Below are 17,115 nucleotides of genomic sequence, written 5' to 3' on the forward strand. Positions count from 1 at the left end.
TTGGATGCGTGTCTTGTGTGTACTGCGAGAAAGCCGTGCCGATCGTGTCAGGTCATGTGCGTGTGCCCTCCCCTGCAGTCGACGGTGGATTGGTCCGACCGACGACGGTTTTCTGCATGATCCGTGCCAGAGCCGGAGCAACGGCACCGGCTCGGGCGACAGGCAGGTGCGCCACCCCGGCGCGCGCCGCGAGTGCAAGGGTTTCCACTGAGGCCGTTCGGTGTGACGCGCGAGTGGCGGGCTTCGGGACGTCACGCCCGGTACTTCCTTCTCCATCGGTCGCGCGGAACGAGCCTGCCGTGCGCGCCTTCTCGCACCCTGCCGCGGTCCGCCGTCGGGGCCGCGTTCATCGGAAGCAGTCTCACGCGCAAACCGCGAAGTTTGACAAGATCATTGCGTTTGCCGGCGACGGGGGTTGGTCAGACCGAAGAACGAGCGCCGCGGCCACCGCCTTCGGCGCCGGCGCCTGCGTGCGCCTGCACGCCCGAGAACAGCTCGGCCATCGTGCGGCGCAGCCACCGGTTGCCGGGGTCGGCGTTGAAGCGCTCATGCCAGTGCTGCTTCACCTTGTAGGCCGGCAGGCGCAGCGGGGGCTCGAGCACCTGGATGCGCTCCTGCGACGCGAGCGTCTCGCCCAGCAGCCGCGGCACGATCACGAGCAGCTCGGTCCGAGCGACGATGCGGGCGACGCCGAGGAAGCTCGGCACCCGCAGCACGACCCGACGCTCGAGGCGCTCGCGCGCGAGCAGCTTGTCGACGATGGTGTGGCCGGTGCCCGACGTGGTGACCACGATGTGGCTCTCGGCCACGAACGCCTGCCGGTCGATCGCGGACTGCACGCGCGGGTGATCGGCCGACGCAAGGCAGACGAAGCTCTGCTCGAAGAGTGCCTGCTGGTAGAAGCCCGCCTCGAGGTTGGGGGCGAACCCGACCGCGAGGTCGATCTCGCCGGCTTCGAGCCGGCGCCGGCTCTCGACGGACATCTTCTCGGCCTCGACCGTGAGCCCGGGCGCGTGTCGCTGCAGATGGTTCGCCAGCGTCGGCAGCAGCACCACCTCGCTGATGTCCGTCATGCCGATGCGGAACTCGCGCGTCGCCGCGGAGGCCGCAAACGCCTCCGGCGCGCCGCGCGCGCGCTCGAGGCGCTGCAGCGCCTCGACGATCTCGGGGTGGATGCTGCGCGCGCGCGGTGTCGGCTCCATGCCGCGCGAGGTGCGACTGAACAGCGGGTCGTCGAAGTGGCGGCGCAGCTTGTTGAGCGCGATGCTCGCGCTCGCCTGCGCCATGCCCAGCCGCTCGGCGGCACGCGACACGCTCTGCGTCTTGTAGACCTCGACGAAGACGGCGAGCCAATCGAGATCGAGCTTGGCCATGCGCAGGTCTATTGCGTTCTGCAATAGGCAGTATATGGGCCGAGGGCTCGACGCCGGCACTCGCCCGCTCGATAGTGGTCGCCTTGCGGTTGCCCGGCTGAAGGAGACACGATGACGGCTGGAACGACGAACGCCGCGCTGCCGGTGCTGGTGGCCGGCGGCGGCATCGGCGGTATCGCCGCCGCGCTTGCGCTGGTGCGGCGCGGCTTCACGGTGAAGGTGCTCGAGCAAGCGGCCGAGCTCGGCGAGATCGGCGCCGGCATCCAGCTCGGGCCGAACGGCTTCGCCGCCTTCGACGCGCTCGGCGTCGGCGAGATCGCGCGCGCCAGGGCGGTCTACACCGACGAGATGGTGATGCACGACGCGCTCGACGAGACGCTGGTCGGCCGCATCCCCACCGGTGCGGCGTTCCGCGAACGCTTCGGCAACCCCTACGCGGTGATCCATCGCGCCGACGTCCATGGCTCGCTGCTCGAAGGCGCCCAGGCGAGCGATCGCATCCAGGTCGCGACGTCGACGCGCGTCGAACGTGTCGAGCAGGACGACGCCGGCGTCACGGTGATCGATGGCGCCGGCGAGCGCCATCGCGGCAGCGCGCTGATCGGCGCCGACGGGGTGAAGTCGGCGGTGCGCCAGCAGTTCGTCGGCGACCCGCCGCGCGTGTCGGGCCACGTGGTGTATCGCGCCGTCGTCGATCGCAAGGACTTTCCGGTCGACCTGCAGTGGAACGCGGCGAGCATCTGGGTCGGACCGAACTGCCACCTCGTGCACTACCCGCTGCGCGGCGGCGAGCAGTACAACGTGGTGGTCACGTTCCACAGCCGCGAGCGCGAGGAGTGGAGCGTGCGCGAAGGCAGCCGCGACGAGGTGCAGAGCTACTTCGATGGCATCTGCCCGCGCGCGCGCCAGCTGATCGACCTGCCGAAGGACTGGAAGCGCTGGGCCACCGCCGACCGCGACCCGATCGACAACTGGAATCACGGGCTCGTCACCCTGCTCGGCGACGCCGCCCACCCGACGCTGCAATACCTCGCGCAAGGCGCCTGCATGGCGATGGAAGACGCGGTGACGCTCGGGGAAGCGCTGCGCGTGGCGGACGACGACTTCGCGCGTGCCTTCGACCTCTACCAACGCGCGCGCGTCGCCCGCACCGCCCGCGTGGTGCTGTCGTCTCGCGAGATGGGCCGCATCTTCCACGCCCGGGGCGTCGAGCGCCTCGTGCGCAACGACCTCTGGAAGGGCCGGTCGCCCGAGCGCTTCTACGATGCGCTCGAATGGCTGTACGGCTGGAACGTCGCGAATTGTCTGAGCGGCGCCACCTGAGCCCAACCTGTGGAGATTCTGCGATGAACGAACTCGGCAGCCTCGCCGACCTCCCCGCCGACTACGTGGCGGCGATGCGCGAGCAGAACCTGGTGCCGCTCTGGCCGAGCCTGCGCGCGCTGATCCCCGCCGGCACGCCGCAGCCGCGCACCCAGCCCACGCACTGGGCCTACGAGGCGATCCGCCCGCTGCTGCTGAAGGCCGGCGAGCTCACGCCGATCGAGAAGGCCGAGCGCCGCGTGCTGGTGCTCGCCAACCCGGGCCACGGCCTCGACAGGATGCAGGCGAGCTCGGCGATCTATCTCGGCATGCAACTCCTGCTGCCCGGCGAGTGGGCGCCCTCGCACCGCCACACGCCGAACGCGGTGCGCATGATCGTCGAGGGCGAAGGCGCGTACACGACGGTCGACGGCCAGAAGTGCCCCATGAGCCGCGGCGACCTGATCCTCACACCCACCGGGCTCTGGCACGAGCACGGCCACGACGGCGACGCGCCGGTGGTCTGGCTCGACGTGCTCGACCTTCCGCTCGTCTACTACATGGAAGCGTCGTACCACGTCGACGGGCCGCGCCAGGACGTGCAGGCCTCGAGCGAACGCGGCTACGCGCAAGGTGGCGTGGTGCCGACCACGGTGTTCGAGCGCTCGGGTAACGCCTATCCCATGCTGCGCTACCCGTGGAAGCGCACGCGCGCGGCCCTCGAGGCCCTCGCGGCCGACCAGCCGGCGCTCGAGAGCGTGCAGGTCACCTTCGTGAACCCGGAGAGCGGCGCGCCGGTGCAGAACATCCTCGGCTACTACGCGCTGATGCTGCGGCCGGGCCAGCAGCTGCGCCTGCCGGTGCGCTCGCCGGCGGCGGTATTCCACCTGATCGAAGGCGCGGTCGACGCGACGATCGAGGGCCGCTCGTTCCGCCTCGCCGAGGCCGACACCTGCTGCGCGCCCGGCTACTCGGCGGTGACGCTCGCCAACCCCGACCGCGTCAAGCCCGCCTTCCTCTTCATGGCCGACGAGACCCCGCTGCAGCGCAAGCTCGGCGTGTTCGAGAACCGCGGCTGATCCTTCAGTCGGTGCCCCTGCCCGGCAGCGCGCTCCGGCCACGGTGAGCTCGCCATGATCGCCGACGGCGCGATTCGCCAGCGGTCCGACCTTTCCGAAGCGGGCGGGCTCGCGTGACGACTCTGGCAAGGTGCCGCCCGTGGCGGCGCCCGATGACCCAGCGGGTTCGAGTACCCGCCTGCTCCGGCCCGACCCTCGCGGCAGCCACGCGATGGCCGCCAACGCGAGGGCGCCGTCAGTCCTCCTCGCCGCCGCCTGACGCCGCCAGCACGTGCGCGTGCGCGAGCAGCTTGTCGAGCAGGTCGGTCAGCGCGGCTCGCTCGGCGTCGTCGAGGCAGGCGGTGATCTGCTCGTTGCGGCGCGCGATCACGTCCATCACGCGCTGCCAGACCTTGCCGCCCTCGCGGGTGAGCGAGAGCACGACGCTGCGTGCATCGTCGGGGCTCGGTTCCTTGCGAACCAGGCCCTGATCGACCAGCGACTGGGCGGCGCGACTGGCCTGCCCCTTGTCGAGGTTGCTGCGCCGCGCGAGCTCGTTCACCGACAGCGGCGCGAAGGCGCCGATGGCGCCCAGGCAGCGGGCATCGCTGAGCGGAAGGCCGGTCGCTTCGGTGTAGGCGAGCTGGGTCGCCTGGTCGGTCAGCTTGTTCAGCGTGTGCAGGCGGTGCGTGACCGTGCGGTCGAGCGCGAAGCCCGGACCTTTCCTGCGCGTCACGCTCAGTCCAGTCGGATGTTGCTGGCCTTGATGACGCGGCCCCACTTCTCGCGCTCGCTCCTGGCGTAGGCGGCCATCTCGGCCGGCGTGCTCGGGATCGCCTCGAGGCCGAGCGTCTGGAAGCGCGCCTTCACCGGCGTGCTGCGCAGCGCGTCGAGCATCGCCGTGCTGAGCTTGGCGATCACGTCCTGCGGGGTGCCGGCCGGCACCACGAGACCCTGCCAGGCGTACGCCTCGAACCCCTTGAGGCCCTGCTCCGCGAGCGTCGGAATGTTGTCGAAGCCGGCGACGCGCTTGGGGCTCGCGACGCCGATCGGGCGGAGCTTGCCGGACTGGATGTGCGCGTAGCCGCTCGCGGTGTCGACGAACATCATCGGGATCTGCCCGCCGAGGACGTCCTGCACCGCGGGTGCGGCGCCGCGGTACGGCACGTGGACCAGCGGCACGCCGGTGCGCTCGCGGAACAGCTCGGTCGCCAGGTGGTGCGGGCTGCCCGCGCCCGGGGTGCCGTAGCTCACGCCGGCCTGCTGCTGCTTGGCCCACGCCGTGAACTCGGCGAGGTTCTTGACCGGCACGTTCGGGTTGACGACCAGGATCAGCGGAAAGCGCGCCATCAGGCCGACCGGCGCGAAGTCCTTCTCGACGTTGTAGGTGAGCTTCGTGTAGAGGAACGGATTGGCCGCCAGCGTCGCGGTGTCGGCGCTCAGGAGCACGTAGCCGTCGGCCTTGGCCTTGGCGGCGTAGTCGGCGCCGATGTTGGTGCCCGCCCCCGGCTTGTTGTTGATGATGATGGTCTGACCGAGCGTCTTGCCCATCGGCTCGGCAAGCGTGCGCGCGACCACGTCGGTGCCGCCGCCGGCCGGATATGGAACGACCCACTCGATCGGGCGCTCGGGATAGGCGGCGAACGCCACCGACGGCAGCACGGCGGCCGCGGCGAGCGTCTTGAGGAGGATTCGTCGAGCATGCATGGTTCGGCTCCTGGTGCGAAGGTGGAGGGTCGCCGCGGGCGGCGGCGCTGCACGAATGTACCCCGAGTTGGTTGCGGCCGCAACGAATTGCGCCGGACCCGTTGCGCGGCGCGGCGAGACGCCCAATAATGGTTGCGCGCACAACCAAACCAGGAGCCGCGATGGCGCAGCCCGAGTTCGTTCCCTACCCCTTCACGCCGGTGCCGCACGCCGCGGCGCTGCCGGCACTCGAAGGCGGCGTCGAGCCGCGCCGGCATCCCGTGGTGGTGGTCGGCGGGGGCCCGGTCGGCACCACCGCCGCGCTCGGTCTCGCCCGCCACGGGGTGCCGGTGGTGCTGCTCGAGGCCGACGAGTCGGTCTGCTCCGGCAGCCGCGCGATCTGCATCTCGCGGCGCAGCCTCGAGATCATGGATCGCCTCGACGCCGCCGAGGGGTTCCTCGAGATCGGCCTGCCGTGGACCGGCGGGCGCAGCTTCTACCGCGACCAGGAGGTGCTGCACTTCCTGATGCCGCAGGACGAGAACCAGAAGCTGCCGCCGATGGTGAACCTGGCCCAGTACCACATCGAGCAGATCCTGCTCGACAAGGCCGAGCAGAGCGAGCTGATCGACATTCGCTGGCAAAGCCGCGTCACCGCGGTCGAGCGCCTCGCCGACGGCGCACGCCTGACCATCGCGACGCCGGCCGGCGAGTATCGGCTCGAAGCCGACTGGGTGGTCGCCGCCGACGGCGGCCGCAGCTTCGTGCGCGAGTCGCTCGGCCTCGCGCTGCAGGGCACGAGCTACGAAGGCCGCTACGTGATCGTCGACATCCTGCTCGACAGCAGCCGCCCGACCGAGCGCCTCGCCTACTTCGACCCGCCGTGCAACCCGGGCTCGACGGTGCTCGTGCACAAGCAGCCCGACAACGTCTGGCGCATCGACTACCAGGTGCGCGACGACGAGGACCCGGGCGAGGCCGTCAAGCCCGAGAACGTGCTCCCGCGCGTGCAGAGCCTGCTCGACATGATGGGCGAGACGAGCGCCTGGTCGCCGATCTGGATCACGATCTACAAGGCCAATGCGCTGACGCTCGACCGCTACCGGCACGGCCGCTTCCTGTTCGCCGGCGACGCCGCCCACCTGGTGCCGATCTTCGGCGTGCGCGGCGCCAACTCGGGCATCGACGACGCCGACAACCTGGCGTGGAAGCTCGCGCTCGTGGTCAAGGGCGTCGCCTCCGAGCGCCTGCTCGAGAGCTACTCCGACGAGCGCGTGGCCGCCACCCACGAGAACCTGAGCTACGGCACCAAGAGCACCGAGTTCATGGCGCCGCCGTCGTTCGCGTTCGACCTCATGCGCAAGGCGGTGCTCGGCCTCGCCATCGATCACCCGGAGGTGCGCTCGCTGATCAACCCGCGCCAGACCTCGGCCATCACCTACGCGGACTCGCCGCTCAATGCGGCCCCCGGGCGCTCGGCGGCGTTCAGTGCCGGCCCGAAACCGGGCGCGGTGCTGCCCGAGTGCCCGGTCATGCTCGCCAACGGCGAGCGGACGGTGCCGCGCGCAGGGCACCTCACCGACCTGATCGGCACCTGCTTCACCGCCCTCGCCTTCGGCGACGACGCCCGCGTGCCCGCCGAGCTGACGGCGCTCGCCGAGCGCCTCGCCGCGCGCGGCGTGCCGTTGCGGGTCGTGGCGGTGGCGCGCCACCTCGGCGCGGCCGGCTCTGGGGAACACGCCTGGGATCACACCGGGCGACTCTTTCCGATGTACGGTGCCGATGTCGGCACGCTCTACCTCGTCCGGCCCGACGGCCACGTGCTCGCGCGCTGGCATGAGGCGCCGCCCGCCGACGAGGTCGCTGCCGCGATCGAGCACGCGCTCGATCCGTGAACCGAGGACCTGCCATGCTCGATAACGAACTCGACGCCATCTACACGCGCCTCTGCACGACGATGACGGCGCTCGGCGAGGCCGACGCCCCGCTCTTTCTCGCCCGGTTCGCGCTGCTCGCCACGGTCCGCATCGGCGACGCGGACGTGGTGTCGCGCCTCGTCGACGAGGCGGCCCGCAACCTGACTCCGGAGGTGACGCCATGACCCTCAACGACCGCCAGCCGCTGCAGTACATGAGCGGTTTCGCCAACGAGTTCGCCACCGAGGCGCTGCCCGGCGCGCTGCCGATCGGCCGCAACTCGCCGCAGCGCGCGGCCTACGGGCTCTACGCCGAGCAGCTCTCGGGCACCGCGTTCACCGCGCCGCGTCACTCGAACCGTCGTTCGTGGCTCTATCGCATCCGGCCGGCGGCGGTGCACCTCCCGTTCGAGCCGCTGCCGTCGGGCGCGCTGCACAACCGCTTCGACGAGGTCGCGACGCCGCCGAACCAGCTGCGCTGGGACCCGCTCCCGCTGCCGACCGAGCCGACCGACTTCGTCGACGGCCTGGTCACGATGGGGGGCAACGCCGGCTGCGCGATCCACCTCTACGCGGCCAACCGATCGATGGAGCGCTTCTTCTACGACGCCGACGCCGAGCTGCTGATCGTGCCGCAGCAGGGCACCCTGACGATCGCGACCGAGCTCGGCGTGCTGGAGGTCGAGCCACAGGAGATCGTCGTCGTCCCGCGCGGCGTGCGCTTCCAGGTCCACCTGCACGGCGAGGCCGCGCGGGGCTACGTCTGCGAGAACTTCGGCGCGCTGCTGCGCCTGCCGGACCTCGGCGTGATCGGCTCGAACGGTCTGGCCAATCCGCGCGACTTCCAGACGCCGGTCGCCGCCTACGAGGACCGCGAGGGCGACTTCGAGCTCGTCGCCAAGTTCGACGGCGCGCTCTGGCGCGCGCGCATCGGCCACTCGCCGCTCGACGTGGTCGCCTGGCACGGCAACTACGCGCCGTACAAGTACGACCTGCGCCGCTTCAACACGTTCGGCTCGATCAGCTACGACCACCCCGACCCGTCGATCTTCCTGGTGCTGCAGGCGCCGAGCGACACCCCGGGCGTCGACAGCCTCGACTTCGTGATCTTTCCGCCGCGCTGGCTCGTCGCCGAGAACACGTTCCGGCCGCCCTGGTTCCATCGCAACTTCGCGAGCGAGTTCATGGGCCTCATTCATGGCGCGTACGATGCCAAGGCCGAGGGCTTCGTGCCGGGTGGCGCGTCGCTGCACAACCGCATGAGCGGCCACGGGCCGGACGCCGACACCTTCGAGAAGGCGAGCCGCTCCGACACCACGCAGCCACATCGCGTGTCCGACACCATGGCGTTCATGTTCGAGACGCCCGAGCTGATCCGCGTGTCGCGCCACGCGCTCGAATCGGCCCAGCTGCAGCACGAGTACTTCCGCTGCTGGCAGGGGCTCGAGAAGCACTTCGACCCGACGCGCCGCTGAACCCGAACCGAGGCCCCCCATGCACGCACTGAACGAAACCCACGATCCGGCGCTCACCAGCTGGGTCGACTCGGCCAACGCCGCCGGCACCGATTTTCCGATCCAGAACCTGCCGTTCGCGGTGTTCCGGCGCGCCGGCAGCGACGAGCCGTTTCGCGGCGGCGTCGCGATCGGCGACCGCATCGTCGACCTCGGCGCCGCGGCGAGCGCCGGCGTCTTCGAGGGCAGCGCGGCGCATGCGGCGCAGGCCGCGGCCGGCGACACGCTGAACGCGCTGATGGCACTCGGCCCGGCCGCCTGGTCGGCGCTGCGCCTGGCGTTGTCGCGCGCGCTGCGCGTCGGCTCCGGACGCGAGGCGGCGCTCGGGCCGCTGCTGGTGGCGCAAGCCGATGCCGAATACGCGGTCCCCGCGCGCATCGGCGACTACACCGACTTCTACACGTCGGTCCACCACGCGACCAACATCGGCCGGCAGTTCCGCCCCGACAACCCGCTGCTGCCGAACTACAAGTGGGTCCCGATCGGCTACCACGGCCGCTCGTCGAGCATCGCCGTCTCGGGCCAGCGTTTCCCGCGCCCGATCGGTCAGACCATGCTGCCGGGCGAGTCGGCACCGGCGCTGCGGCCGAGCCGCCGCCTCGACTACGAACTCGAGCTCGGCATCTTCGTCGGCACCGGCAACGCGAGCGGCGAGCCGATCGCGATCGAAGGCGCCGAGTCGCACGTGTTCGGCGTGTGCCTGCTCAACGACTGGTCGGCGCGGGACATCCAGGCCTGGGAGTACCAGCCGCTTGGGCCGTTCCTGTCGAAGAACTTCGCGACGACGATCTCGCCGTGGATCGTCACGCTGGAGGCGCTCGCGCCGTATCGGGTGGCGTTCGAGCGGCCGGAGGGCGACCCGCAGCCGCTGCCCTATCTCGACTCGCCGGCCAACCGCGCGCACGGCGCGATCGACCTGCAGCTCGAGGTCGTGCTCGAGACCGAGCGCATGCGGCAGAGCGGTGCCGTCGGCTTCTCGCTGGCACGCACGAGCTACCGGCACGCGTACTGGACGATCGCCCAGATGGTCGCCCACCACACGGTCAACGGCTGCAACCTGCAGCCGGGCGACCTGTTCGGCAGCGGCACGCTCTCGGGGCCGACGCTCGATCAGGCCGGCGCGCTGATCGAACTCACGGTGGGCGGCAAGCAGCCGATCGCCCTGCCCGACGGCGAGACGCGCACGTTCGTCGAAGACGGCGACACGGTCGAGCTGCGCGGCTGGTGCGAAGCGCCGGGCGCGGCGCGCATCGGCTTCGGCGCCTGCCGCGGCACGGTGCTGCCGGCGCGCGGCTGACGGTGCCCGGCGGGAACGCTCAGTCGAGCGGCAGGAAGCCGGTGTGGGTGCCGCTGCGCACCGCGCCGCCCTCGCGGTCGATCCAGGCTTCGGCCTCGACCACCGCGGAGGCGATGGCGTCGGCTTCCTCGTCGCAGGGCTCGACGTCGAGGAAGCGCTGCGAGCGCAGGCGACCGCCCTCGAGCCCGACGATCGCCACCGATGCCTTGAAGCCGGTGTCGAGCGCAACGCTCGTCACGGTCAGCCGGTAGCCCTTGTAGGTGAACGGTTCCATCGCGGTCGTTTCGGTCACGCGGCGTCATCCTCCGCACGCTGCCGGCAGCGAGGGGGCGCGCCGCACGGGTGTAGCCGATTGTTGCAGCCGGCGTTGCGTTCACGCGTCCATTGGTCGGACCGGGCTCCCGCGGCGCCCGCATGTGAGACATTTGCCACGCTCGCGCTGCCTGCGCTGCCGTCGCACGAAGGACGGCGCAGTAAAAGGCGGCCCATCAGTTTGGAGGTAGGCATGGGCATGGAAGTACGCCGACGAAGCCTGGAAGAGCCTTACGCGGCGTGGCGCAGCGAGGTCGACCGGCTTCTCGATCTGCTCGACAAGCCGGGAACGCCGCGCCCGGACTTCGGCGCGATCCGCAAGGCGATCCGCGACATGGATCTGGCGATGCGCGACTACATGTGGTCGGTCCGCCGCGTGCGCGCCGGCGATCTGCTGCACACCACCCCGGGCGAGCGCGACCACGGCTTCCGGCCGGCCGGCCCGCGCTGAGCGCTCGCGGGCGCCGCGCCTCGCGACCCCGCGCCCTCCGCCACCCGCCGCTGCGCTGACGCACCCGCATCGCCCCCGGCCTGCTCAGCCGAACACCGTCTGGTCGAGCAGCATCGACGGCGAGAAGTCGACCGTTCCGCGCGGCCGCTCGCCGCGAGCCCAGCCCACCAGCGCGTCCGCGCTCATCGGCTTGGCGAAGAAGTAGCCCTGCAGCTCGTCGCAGGCGAGATCGATCAGGATCTCCGACTGCCCCGCCGTCTCGACGCCTTCGGCGACCACGCGCAAGCCGAGCGCGTGCGAGAGGCGGATCACCGCGTCGACCACCGCGCGAGCGTCGCCGCTGGTCTCGAGGTCCTGGATGAAGCTGCGGTCGATCTTGAGCTGACGCGCGGGCAGCTGGCGCAGATAGCTCAGGCTCGAGTACCCGGTTCCGAAGTCGTCGATCGAGAGGAACACGCCGGCGCGCGCCAGGCCGTCGAACGCGCGCTGGGTCTCGCTCACGTCCTCCATCGCGGCTGACTCGGTGATCTCGCACATCAGCTGCGCCGGGTCCACGGCGTGGCGCGCGAGCGCCGCCTCGATGCGCTCGACGAGGTTGCCCTGGCGCAGCTGGTGCGGCGAGACGTTGATCGCGACGCGCATCCGCAGGCCCTGGTCGGCCCAGGCGGCGATCTGCCGGCAGGCCTCGTCGACGACCCAGTCGCCGATCGCGCCGATGAGGCCGAAGCGCTCGGCCATCGGGATGAACACGTTCGGCGGGATGGAGCCGCGCGTCGGATGGTGCCAGCGCAGCAGTGCCTCGACGCTGCCGATGCGACGCCGCTGGCTGTTGACCTTGGGCTGGTAATGCAGCTCGAACTCGCCGCGTGCGACTGCGCTGCGCAGGTCGGCCTGCAGTTCGACCTGATCGCGCGCGTCGCTTTCCATGCGCGCCTCGTACAGCACGTGGCGCGAACCGCCGCCCTGCTTGGCCGCGTACATCGCGGCGTCGGCGTTGGCGAGCAGACGCTCGGGCGGGCCGTGGTCCGGATAGACCGCGATCCCGACCGAGCACGAGACGCTGACCTGGCGACCGCCCAGGTTGAACGGCAAGCCGATGGCATGGACCACGCGGCGCGCGGTGCGCACCGCGTCGTCGGTGCTGAACACCCCTTCGGCGAGCAGCACGAACTCGTCGCCGCCGATGCGGGCGATGGTGTCGCCCTCGCGCGCGCCCTCGCGCAGCCGGCTCGCCGCCTCGACCAGCAGCTGGTCGCCGGCGGCATGCCCGAACGAGTCGTTGATCGGCTTGAAGCCGTCGAGGTCGATGAACATGACCACCAGCCGCTCGGCATGGCGTTCGTCGGCACGCGTGGCCTCGCGGCGATGCCGCGCCACCGCGTGCGCCATGCGGTCCTCGAAGAGGGCCCGGTTCGGCAGACCGGTCAAGGCGTCGTGCAGCGCAAGGCGCTGCAGCTCCTCGTTGGCGATCATCAGCGAGCCGGCGAGGCGCACGCTGGTGTCGCGCAGGCGCCGGTCGAGCGCCGAGGTGAACAGGGTGAGGCCGAGGATGAGACCCGACGAGAGCACGACCAGTGCACCCAGGCCGTCGCCGCCGACGGTGTCGATGCTGCGGCAGATGCTGCCCTCGACGAAGCTCGCGGCGGCCATGCCGGTGTAGTGCATCGCGCTGATGGCGAGCCCGAAGGCGATCGCGGCGGCGAGGCGCAGGCCGAACATGAGGAGCCGGCGTTCGTTCCCGGAGAACGTGCGCAGGCCGAAGAAGACCAGCAGCGCGCCCGCCGACGCCAGCATCGCGATGCCGATCGACGCGGCGACGAGGCGCACGTTCCAGACGATGCCCGGAGCGACGTCGATCGCCGCCATGCCGGTGTAGTGCATCGCGCAGATGCCGGCCGCCATCGCCGTCGATCCGGCGACCAGGCGCCGCACCGTCAGGCGCCCGCGGCTCGCGATGAAGAGCGCGACACCCGACACCGCGACCGCGGCGATCCACGACAGCAGCGTGAGCCCGTACGTGTAGCGCAGGTCGATCGGCACCGAGTACGCCAGCATGCCGACGAAGTGCATCGACCAGATGCCGCTGCCGAGCGCGACCGAGCCGCCGCCCCACCATGCGAGGCCGGCCGTGCGCTCCTGCCCGCGCATGCGGTCGGCAAGGTCGAGTGCCACGTAGGACGCGAGCACGGCGACGGCGATCGAGCCGAACACCACCCACGGGTCGTAGCTGGGAACGAGAAAGTTCAAGGGTTCGGGCGCGCCGGGCGGAACGCGGATTGGCGAGGTGGAGCGAGGTTAGCGGCCGCCCGGCTCGGTCGATCGCCGCGTGAAGGCCCGGAACACCGACCAGATCGGCGCCTCGATGCGGGCGCCGCCGAACGCGAGCGGGTCCCCCCGCCCCACCGTGCGCGCGCTCGCCGCGGGCGCCGGCGTCGAACACGGCACGCTGCGTCGGCCGATCCGCTGCGCAGCGCTTGCGCCGGCCCTGCCGGCAAGACTGTCGCGGCGTCGGCGACCGGCATCGCCTGCCGCCCGGCGCCGATCGCGAGCGCGATCCTGGCGTTCGACGGGCGCCGCGCCCAGCCCGACCTGCGCCGGCCACGCGCCCGCGCGGCACGCCGCGTGCGTTTTGTCTCGCCGCGCGTCGCCCAACCTCCAGAACGCGCCCGATCGGCCGAAAGGCAGGGCGCGCCGTCATGCCGACGGCTTTTTCGGAGTTGAAAGATGAGCGCGGTCCTGACCCTTGCATTCGACGCCGTCGACGCCCTGCCGGCGATCGACGCCATGAACGACGACACCCTGGACGACCTCGACTTCGGCGTCATCGGCATCGACGCCGACGGTGCCGTGCGGCGCTACAACGCGCCCGAGTCGCGCATGGCGGGCCTCAGTCCGCACCGGGTGCTCGGCCAGCCGATGTTCACGAGCGTCGCCCCGTGCATGAACAACTTCATGGTCGCGCAGCGCCTCGACGACGCGATGATGCTCGGCGAGGCGCTCGACGTCACCATCGACTACGTGCTCACGCTGCGCATGAAGCCGGTCAAGGTGAAGCTGCGCCTGCTCGCCGCGCCCGGCGCGGCGCTGCGCTACGTCCTGGTCCTGCGGCCGGCGTGATGTCGCTGGCGGATGCCACGGCCGAGGACCACGAGGCGCTGATCCAGTTCCTCTACCTCGCGCCGGTCGGGCTGGTGCAGACGCGCCTCGACGGCGAGATCGGGATGATCAACCCGATCTCCGCGCAGTTGCTGATGCCGCTCGCACCCTTCGGCGACCTGAGCAACCTGTTCGGCGCGCTGCAGGGCGTCGCGCCCGACCTGCGCGCCCGCGTCGACGCCTACCCGGCGCCGCGCGGGGTGATCTGCGACGGTTTGCGCATCCAGGTGAGCGCCGGCGTGCCGGGTCGATCGGACCCGCAGATGCTCGCGCTGACGCTGGTCAAGCTCGATTCGAACCGGCTGATGGCCGTGCTCAGCGACATCACCGAGCAGGTACGGCGCGAGCGGCTCGCCCGCCAGAACGAGGCCTGGCTCAATGCCATCCTCACCGGCGTGAGCGACTACGCGCTGGTCTCGCTCGACCGCGACGGCCGCATCGACGACTGGAACGACAGCATCGGCCGCGTCACCGGCTTCAGCCGCGAGCAGGTGATCGGCGCGTCGTACGCGCTCTTCTACCCGCCCGGCTCGATGACGCCGGAGCGAGTCGCCGATCGCCTCGCCGAGGCCGACGAGAACGGCTGGAGTCTCGACGACGGCTGGCGCCTCAAGGCCGACGGCAGCCGCTTCTGGTGCAGCGCCATGCTCGCGGTGCTACCCGAGAGCGCAGGCAGCACCGACCGCCCGGCTCCCGCCGACGACGCCGGCTACTGCCTGGTGCTGCGCGACATCACGGACAAGCGGGTGAAGGCCGAGGAGCACCGACGCGCGATCAGTTGCGACCACCTCACCGGTGTCGCCAACCGGCGCACCTTCTTCGAGCTCGCCGAGCTCGAGTTCGCACGCTGGACGCGGGCACCGCGCCCGCTGTCGCTGCTCTACGTCGACATCGACCACTTCAAGGCGGTCAACGACGCGCGCGGCCACGCGGTCGGCGACGCGGTGCTGCGCGACGTCGCCCTCACGCTCGGCACCCTGTTCCGCGAAGTCGACGTGGTGGCGCGCATCGGTGGCGAGGAGTTCGCCGTGCTGCTGCCGTCGACCGGCCTCGAGGGCGCGGTCACCGCCGCCGACGCGCTGCGTGCCGCGGTCGCGGCCCGCTCGACCATGGCCGAGGGCGGACCGGTGCAGGTCACGCTGAGCGTCGGCGTCGCGACGATGGCGCCCGACGTGACCGGCGTCGATGCGCTGCTGCGGCGGGCCGACGAGGCGCTCTACGCCGCCAAGCGTGCCGGCCGCAACCGGGTCGAGTGCTGGGCAACGTGATCACCGACCTCCTGAGCCCGAGCGAAGGGCCGGCGGCGGCGGCGGCCGACGCCGCGCACGAAGCGCTGATGCAGTTTCTCTACCGTGCTCCGGTGGGGCTGGCACAGCTCGCGCGCGACGGCTCGATCGAGATGATCAACCCGATGGCGGCCAACCTGCTGATGCCGCTCGCGCGCGACGCCAGCCTCGACAACCTGTTCGCGACCCTCCGTCACGTGCTGCCGGACCTCGGTGACGCGGTCGCCCGCTGCAGCGACCCGAGCGGGCTCATCTGCGACTCGACGCGCCTCAGCGTCGCCGCCGGCGCGGCCTCGGCCGAACCGCAGGTGCTGTCGTTCAGCCTGCTCAAGCTCGACGACGCACGGCTGATGGCGATGATCACCGACATCACCGGCGAGGTGCAGCGCGAGCAGAAGGTGCTGGCGACGCGGCTGCGCGCCGCCGCCCGCGTCGACGCCCTGACGCAGATGCCGAACCGCGCCGCGATCCGCGACCTCATCCAGGCGGCGATGGGCGCGGCGGGCGACGGCTACGCCGTCCTCTTCCTCAACTGCGACCGCTTCAAGCAGATCAACGACGCCTTCGGCCCGGCTGCCGGCGACGAACTGCTGAACCTGATTGCCGGGCGCCTGCGCAGCACGCTGCGCGAAGGCGACGCGGTCGGTCGCGCCCGCGGCGACAGCGTCGCCGCACGAGTCGGCGGAGACGAGTTCGTCGTGCTGGTGCGCGGCGTACGGCGCGCCGGCGACCTCGACGCGATCGCCGAGCGGCTGCTCGATGCGCTGAACCGCCCGTACCCGCTCGGTGGGCGCCAGCTGCACTGCGCGCTCAGCATGGGCGTGCTCGCCGGCTCCGACGCGCACGGCGATGCCGATGCGGTGCTGCAGGACGCGAGCATCGCGATGGTCGAGGCCAAGCGCGCCGGCGGCGGCCGGCCGGCTCGCTTCGAGCCGGCGATGCGCGAGCGCGCGGCACGCCGCGGCGGGATCGAGGCCGATCTGCGCCGCGCGCTGCAGCTCGGCGAGCTGTTCGTCGTCTACCAGCCGGTGGTCGGGCTCGCGGGGCCGCCCGGCTCGCTCGCGGTCGAGCGCAACGCCGGCGTCGAGGCGCTGGTGCGCTGGCAGCACCCGACGCGTGGCGTGGTGCCGCCGATCGAGTTCATCGGCGTCGCCGAGGAATCCGGCCTGATCGGCGAGCTCGGCGCGTTCGTCCTCGAAGCGGCGTGCCGCCAGTTCGTCACCTGGCAGCGCGAGCTCGCCGACGACGCGCCTCGGCTGCTCGCCGTCAACCTGTCGCGCGGGCAGCTGCGCGAGGCGGGCTTCACCGCGCGCGTGGCGGCGATCCTGCGCGAGACGGGCATCGACCCGCGCCAGCTGCAGCTCGAGGTGACCGAGAGCCTCGCCGCACAGGATCAGGCGGTGCAGGCCAGCCTCCACGAGCTGCGCGAGCTCGGCCTCAGCCTGGCGCTCGACGACTTCGGCACCGGCTATTCGTCCCTCGCGAGCCTGCACCTGCTGCCGGTCGGCGTGGTGAAGATCGACCGCTCGTTCGTCAGCCAGGCCGTCGACAGCGCGCACCACCGGGTGCTGATCGAGGCGACCGTGCGTGTCGCCGAGAGCCTGCACATGGGAACGGTCGCCGAAGGCATCGAGACCGCCGCGCAGGCGGCAAGCGTGCACGCGCTCGGCTGCCGCAAGGGTCAGGGCTACCTGTTCAGCCCGCCGCTGCCGGCGGACGTGCTGGCGCGCTGGGTCAGGGGCGACGCGACCGCCTGACGCCTGGC

Annotated in this window: 15 protein-coding genes; 10 read left to right on the plus strand and 5 right to left on the minus strand. The window is 71.5% G+C overall.

Features of this window, described 5'->3' with window-relative positions:
- Positions 1-419: 419 nt before the first annotated feature.
- The gene (locus tag HQN59_RS21515; RefSeq protein WP_176071174.1) at positions 420-1,373 is read right to left on the minus strand and encodes a LysR family transcriptional regulator; all 954 of its coding nucleotides are present in this window, start codon (positions 1,371-1,373) and stop codon (positions 420-422) included.
- Positions 1,374-1,484: 111 nt separating this feature from the next.
- On the opposite strand from HQN59_RS21515, the gene HQN59_RS21520 reads away from it, so the two are divergent.
- A complete protein-coding gene (locus tag HQN59_RS21520; RefSeq protein ID WP_176071175.1) occupies positions 1,485-2,696 on the plus strand; it encodes a 3-hydroxybenzoate 6-monooxygenase in 1,212 nt (403 codons plus the stop codon).
- Between the two features lie 23 nt (positions 2,697-2,719).
- A complete protein-coding gene (locus tag HQN59_RS21525; protein ID WP_176071176.1) occupies positions 2,720-3,754 on the plus strand; it encodes a cupin domain-containing protein in 1,035 nt (344 codons plus the stop codon).
- Positions 3,755-3,989: 235 nt separating this feature from the next.
- On the opposite strand, the gene HQN59_RS21530 is transcribed toward HQN59_RS21525, so the two are convergent.
- Positions 3,990-4,469: a MarR family transcriptional regulator gene (locus HQN59_RS21530; protein ID WP_176071177.1), complete on the minus strand. Its 480-nt coding sequence runs from the start codon at positions 4,467-4,469 to the stop codon at positions 3,990-3,992.
- Positions 4,470-4,471: 2 nt separating this feature from the next.
- Positions 4,472-5,440 carry a Bug family tripartite tricarboxylate transporter substrate binding protein gene (locus HQN59_RS21535; RefSeq protein WP_176071178.1) on the minus strand — a complete coding sequence of 323 codons (969 nt, stop codon included), beginning with the start codon at positions 5,438-5,440 and terminating at the stop codon, positions 4,472-4,474.
- 161 nt (positions 5,441-5,601) lie between these two features.
- Between HQN59_RS21535 and HQN59_RS21540 the strand changes: the two genes are divergently transcribed.
- Genes HQN59_RS21540 through fahA form a run of 4 tightly spaced genes read left to right on the plus strand, consistent with a single transcriptional unit; the run spans position 5,602 to position 10,145 of the window.
- Positions 5,602-7,314 (plus strand): FAD-dependent oxidoreductase, encoded by a 1,713-nt coding sequence (locus HQN59_RS21540; protein WP_176071179.1) that lies wholly within the window; start codon positions 5,602-5,604, stop codon positions 7,312-7,314.
- A gap of 14 nt (positions 7,315-7,328) precedes the next feature.
- Positions 7,329-7,520, plus strand: a complete 192-nt coding sequence (locus HQN59_RS21545; protein ID WP_176071180.1) for a hypothetical protein — start codon at positions 7,329-7,331, stop codon at positions 7,518-7,520.
- Positions 7,517-8,809, plus strand: coding sequence for a homogentisate 1,2-dioxygenase (gene hmgA / locus HQN59_RS21550; protein ID WP_176071181.1), 1,293 nt, complete (start codon positions 7,517-7,519; stop codon positions 8,807-8,809). Before HQN59_RS21545 ends, hmgA begins: the two co-directional genes overlap by 4 nt.
- 19 nt (positions 8,810-8,828) lie before the next feature.
- Positions 8,829-10,145 (plus strand): fumarylacetoacetase, encoded by a 1,317-nt coding sequence (fahA, locus tag HQN59_RS21555; protein WP_176071182.1) that lies wholly within the window; start codon positions 8,829-8,831, stop codon positions 10,143-10,145.
- Positions 10,146-10,164: 19 nt separating this feature from the next.
- Here the strand turns inward: fahA and HQN59_RS21560 are convergent, their stop codons facing one another.
- On the minus strand, positions 10,165-10,437 hold the full coding sequence (locus tag HQN59_RS21560) for an HlyU family transcriptional regulator (RefSeq protein WP_176071183.1): 273 nt from the start codon (positions 10,435-10,437) through the stop codon (positions 10,165-10,167).
- Between the two features lie 213 nt (positions 10,438-10,650).
- Here HQN59_RS21560 and HQN59_RS21565 point away from each other — a divergent pair, with 213 nt between their 5' ends.
- Positions 10,651-10,908, plus strand: a complete 258-nt coding sequence (locus HQN59_RS21565; protein ID WP_176071184.1) for a hypothetical protein — start codon at positions 10,651-10,653, stop codon at positions 10,906-10,908.
- An 84-nt stretch (positions 10,909-10,992) separates the two neighbouring features.
- Here the strand turns inward: HQN59_RS21565 and HQN59_RS21570 are convergent, their stop codons facing one another.
- Positions 10,993-13,155, minus strand: coding sequence for a putative bifunctional diguanylate cyclase/phosphodiesterase (locus HQN59_RS21570; RefSeq protein ID WP_246295076.1), 2,163 nt, complete (start codon positions 13,153-13,155; stop codon positions 10,993-10,995).
- 477 nt (positions 13,156-13,632) lie between these two features.
- Between HQN59_RS21570 and HQN59_RS21575 the strand changes: the two genes are divergently transcribed.
- The 3 genes from HQN59_RS21575 to HQN59_RS21585 are packed head-to-tail and all read left to right on the plus strand — an operon-like array spanning position 13,633 to position 17,107.
- Complete coding sequence (locus HQN59_RS21575) at positions 13,633-14,025, plus strand: PAS domain-containing protein (RefSeq protein WP_176071185.1); 393 nt, start codon at positions 13,633-13,635, stop codon at positions 14,023-14,025.
- Positions 14,025-15,332 (plus strand): sensor domain-containing diguanylate cyclase, encoded by a 1,308-nt coding sequence (locus HQN59_RS21580; RefSeq protein WP_176071186.1) that lies wholly within the window; start codon positions 14,025-14,027, stop codon positions 15,330-15,332. The genes HQN59_RS21575 and HQN59_RS21580 overlap by 1 nt, the downstream gene beginning before the upstream one ends.
- On the plus strand, positions 15,329-17,107 hold the full coding sequence (locus tag HQN59_RS21585; protein ID WP_342451274.1) for a putative bifunctional diguanylate cyclase/phosphodiesterase: 1,779 nt from the start codon (positions 15,329-15,331) through the stop codon (positions 17,105-17,107). The genes HQN59_RS21580 and HQN59_RS21585 overlap by 4 nt, the downstream gene beginning before the upstream one ends.
- Positions 17,108-17,115: the final 8 nt, after the last annotated feature.

Origin of the sequence: Rhizobacter koreensis, assembly GCF_013366375.1 — a bacterium.
In the GTDB taxonomy this organism is placed as follows: domain Bacteria; phylum Pseudomonadota; class Gammaproteobacteria; order Burkholderiales; family Burkholderiaceae_C; genus Schlegelella_A; species Schlegelella_A koreensis.

Bases quoted from the DNA above. Each gene is read 5' to 3' on its own strand.
- HQN59_RS21520 (WP_176071175.1), top strand. From the start codon at position 1,485: ATGACGGCTGGAACGACGAACGCCGCGCTGCCGGTGCTGGTGGCCGGC.
- HQN59_RS21575 (WP_176071185.1), top strand. From the start codon at position 13,633: ATGAGCGCGGTCCTGACCCTTGCATTCGACGCCGTCGACGCCCTGCCG.
- HQN59_RS21580 (WP_176071186.1), top strand. From the start codon at position 14,025: ATGTCGCTGGCGGATGCCACGGCCGAGGACCACGAGGCGCTGATCCAG.
- HQN59_RS21525 (WP_176071176.1), top strand. From the start codon at position 2,720: ATGAACGAACTCGGCAGCCTCGCCGACCTCCCCGCCGACTACGTGGCG.
- HQN59_RS21545 (WP_176071180.1), top strand. From the start codon at position 7,329: ATGCTCGATAACGAACTCGACGCCATCTACACGCGCCTCTGCACGACG.
- fahA (WP_176071182.1), top strand. From the start codon at position 8,829: ATGCACGCACTGAACGAAACCCACGATCCGGCGCTCACCAGCTGGGTC.
- HQN59_RS21565 (WP_176071184.1), top strand. From the start codon at position 10,651: ATGGGCATGGAAGTACGCCGACGAAGCCTGGAAGAGCCTTACGCGGCG.
- hmgA (WP_176071181.1), top strand. From the start codon at position 7,517: ATGACCCTCAACGACCGCCAGCCGCTGCAGTACATGAGCGGTTTCGCC.
- HQN59_RS21515 (WP_176071174.1), bottom strand. From the start codon at position 1,373: ATGGCCAAGCTCGATCTCGATTGGCTCGCCGTCTTCGTCGAGGTCTAC.
- HQN59_RS21540 (WP_176071179.1), top strand. From the start codon at position 5,602: ATGGCGCAGCCCGAGTTCGTTCCCTACCCCTTCACGCCGGTGCCGCAC.
- HQN59_RS21535 (WP_176071178.1), bottom strand. From the start codon at position 5,440: ATGCATGCTCGACGAATCCTCCTCAAGACGCTCGCCGCGGCCGCCGTG.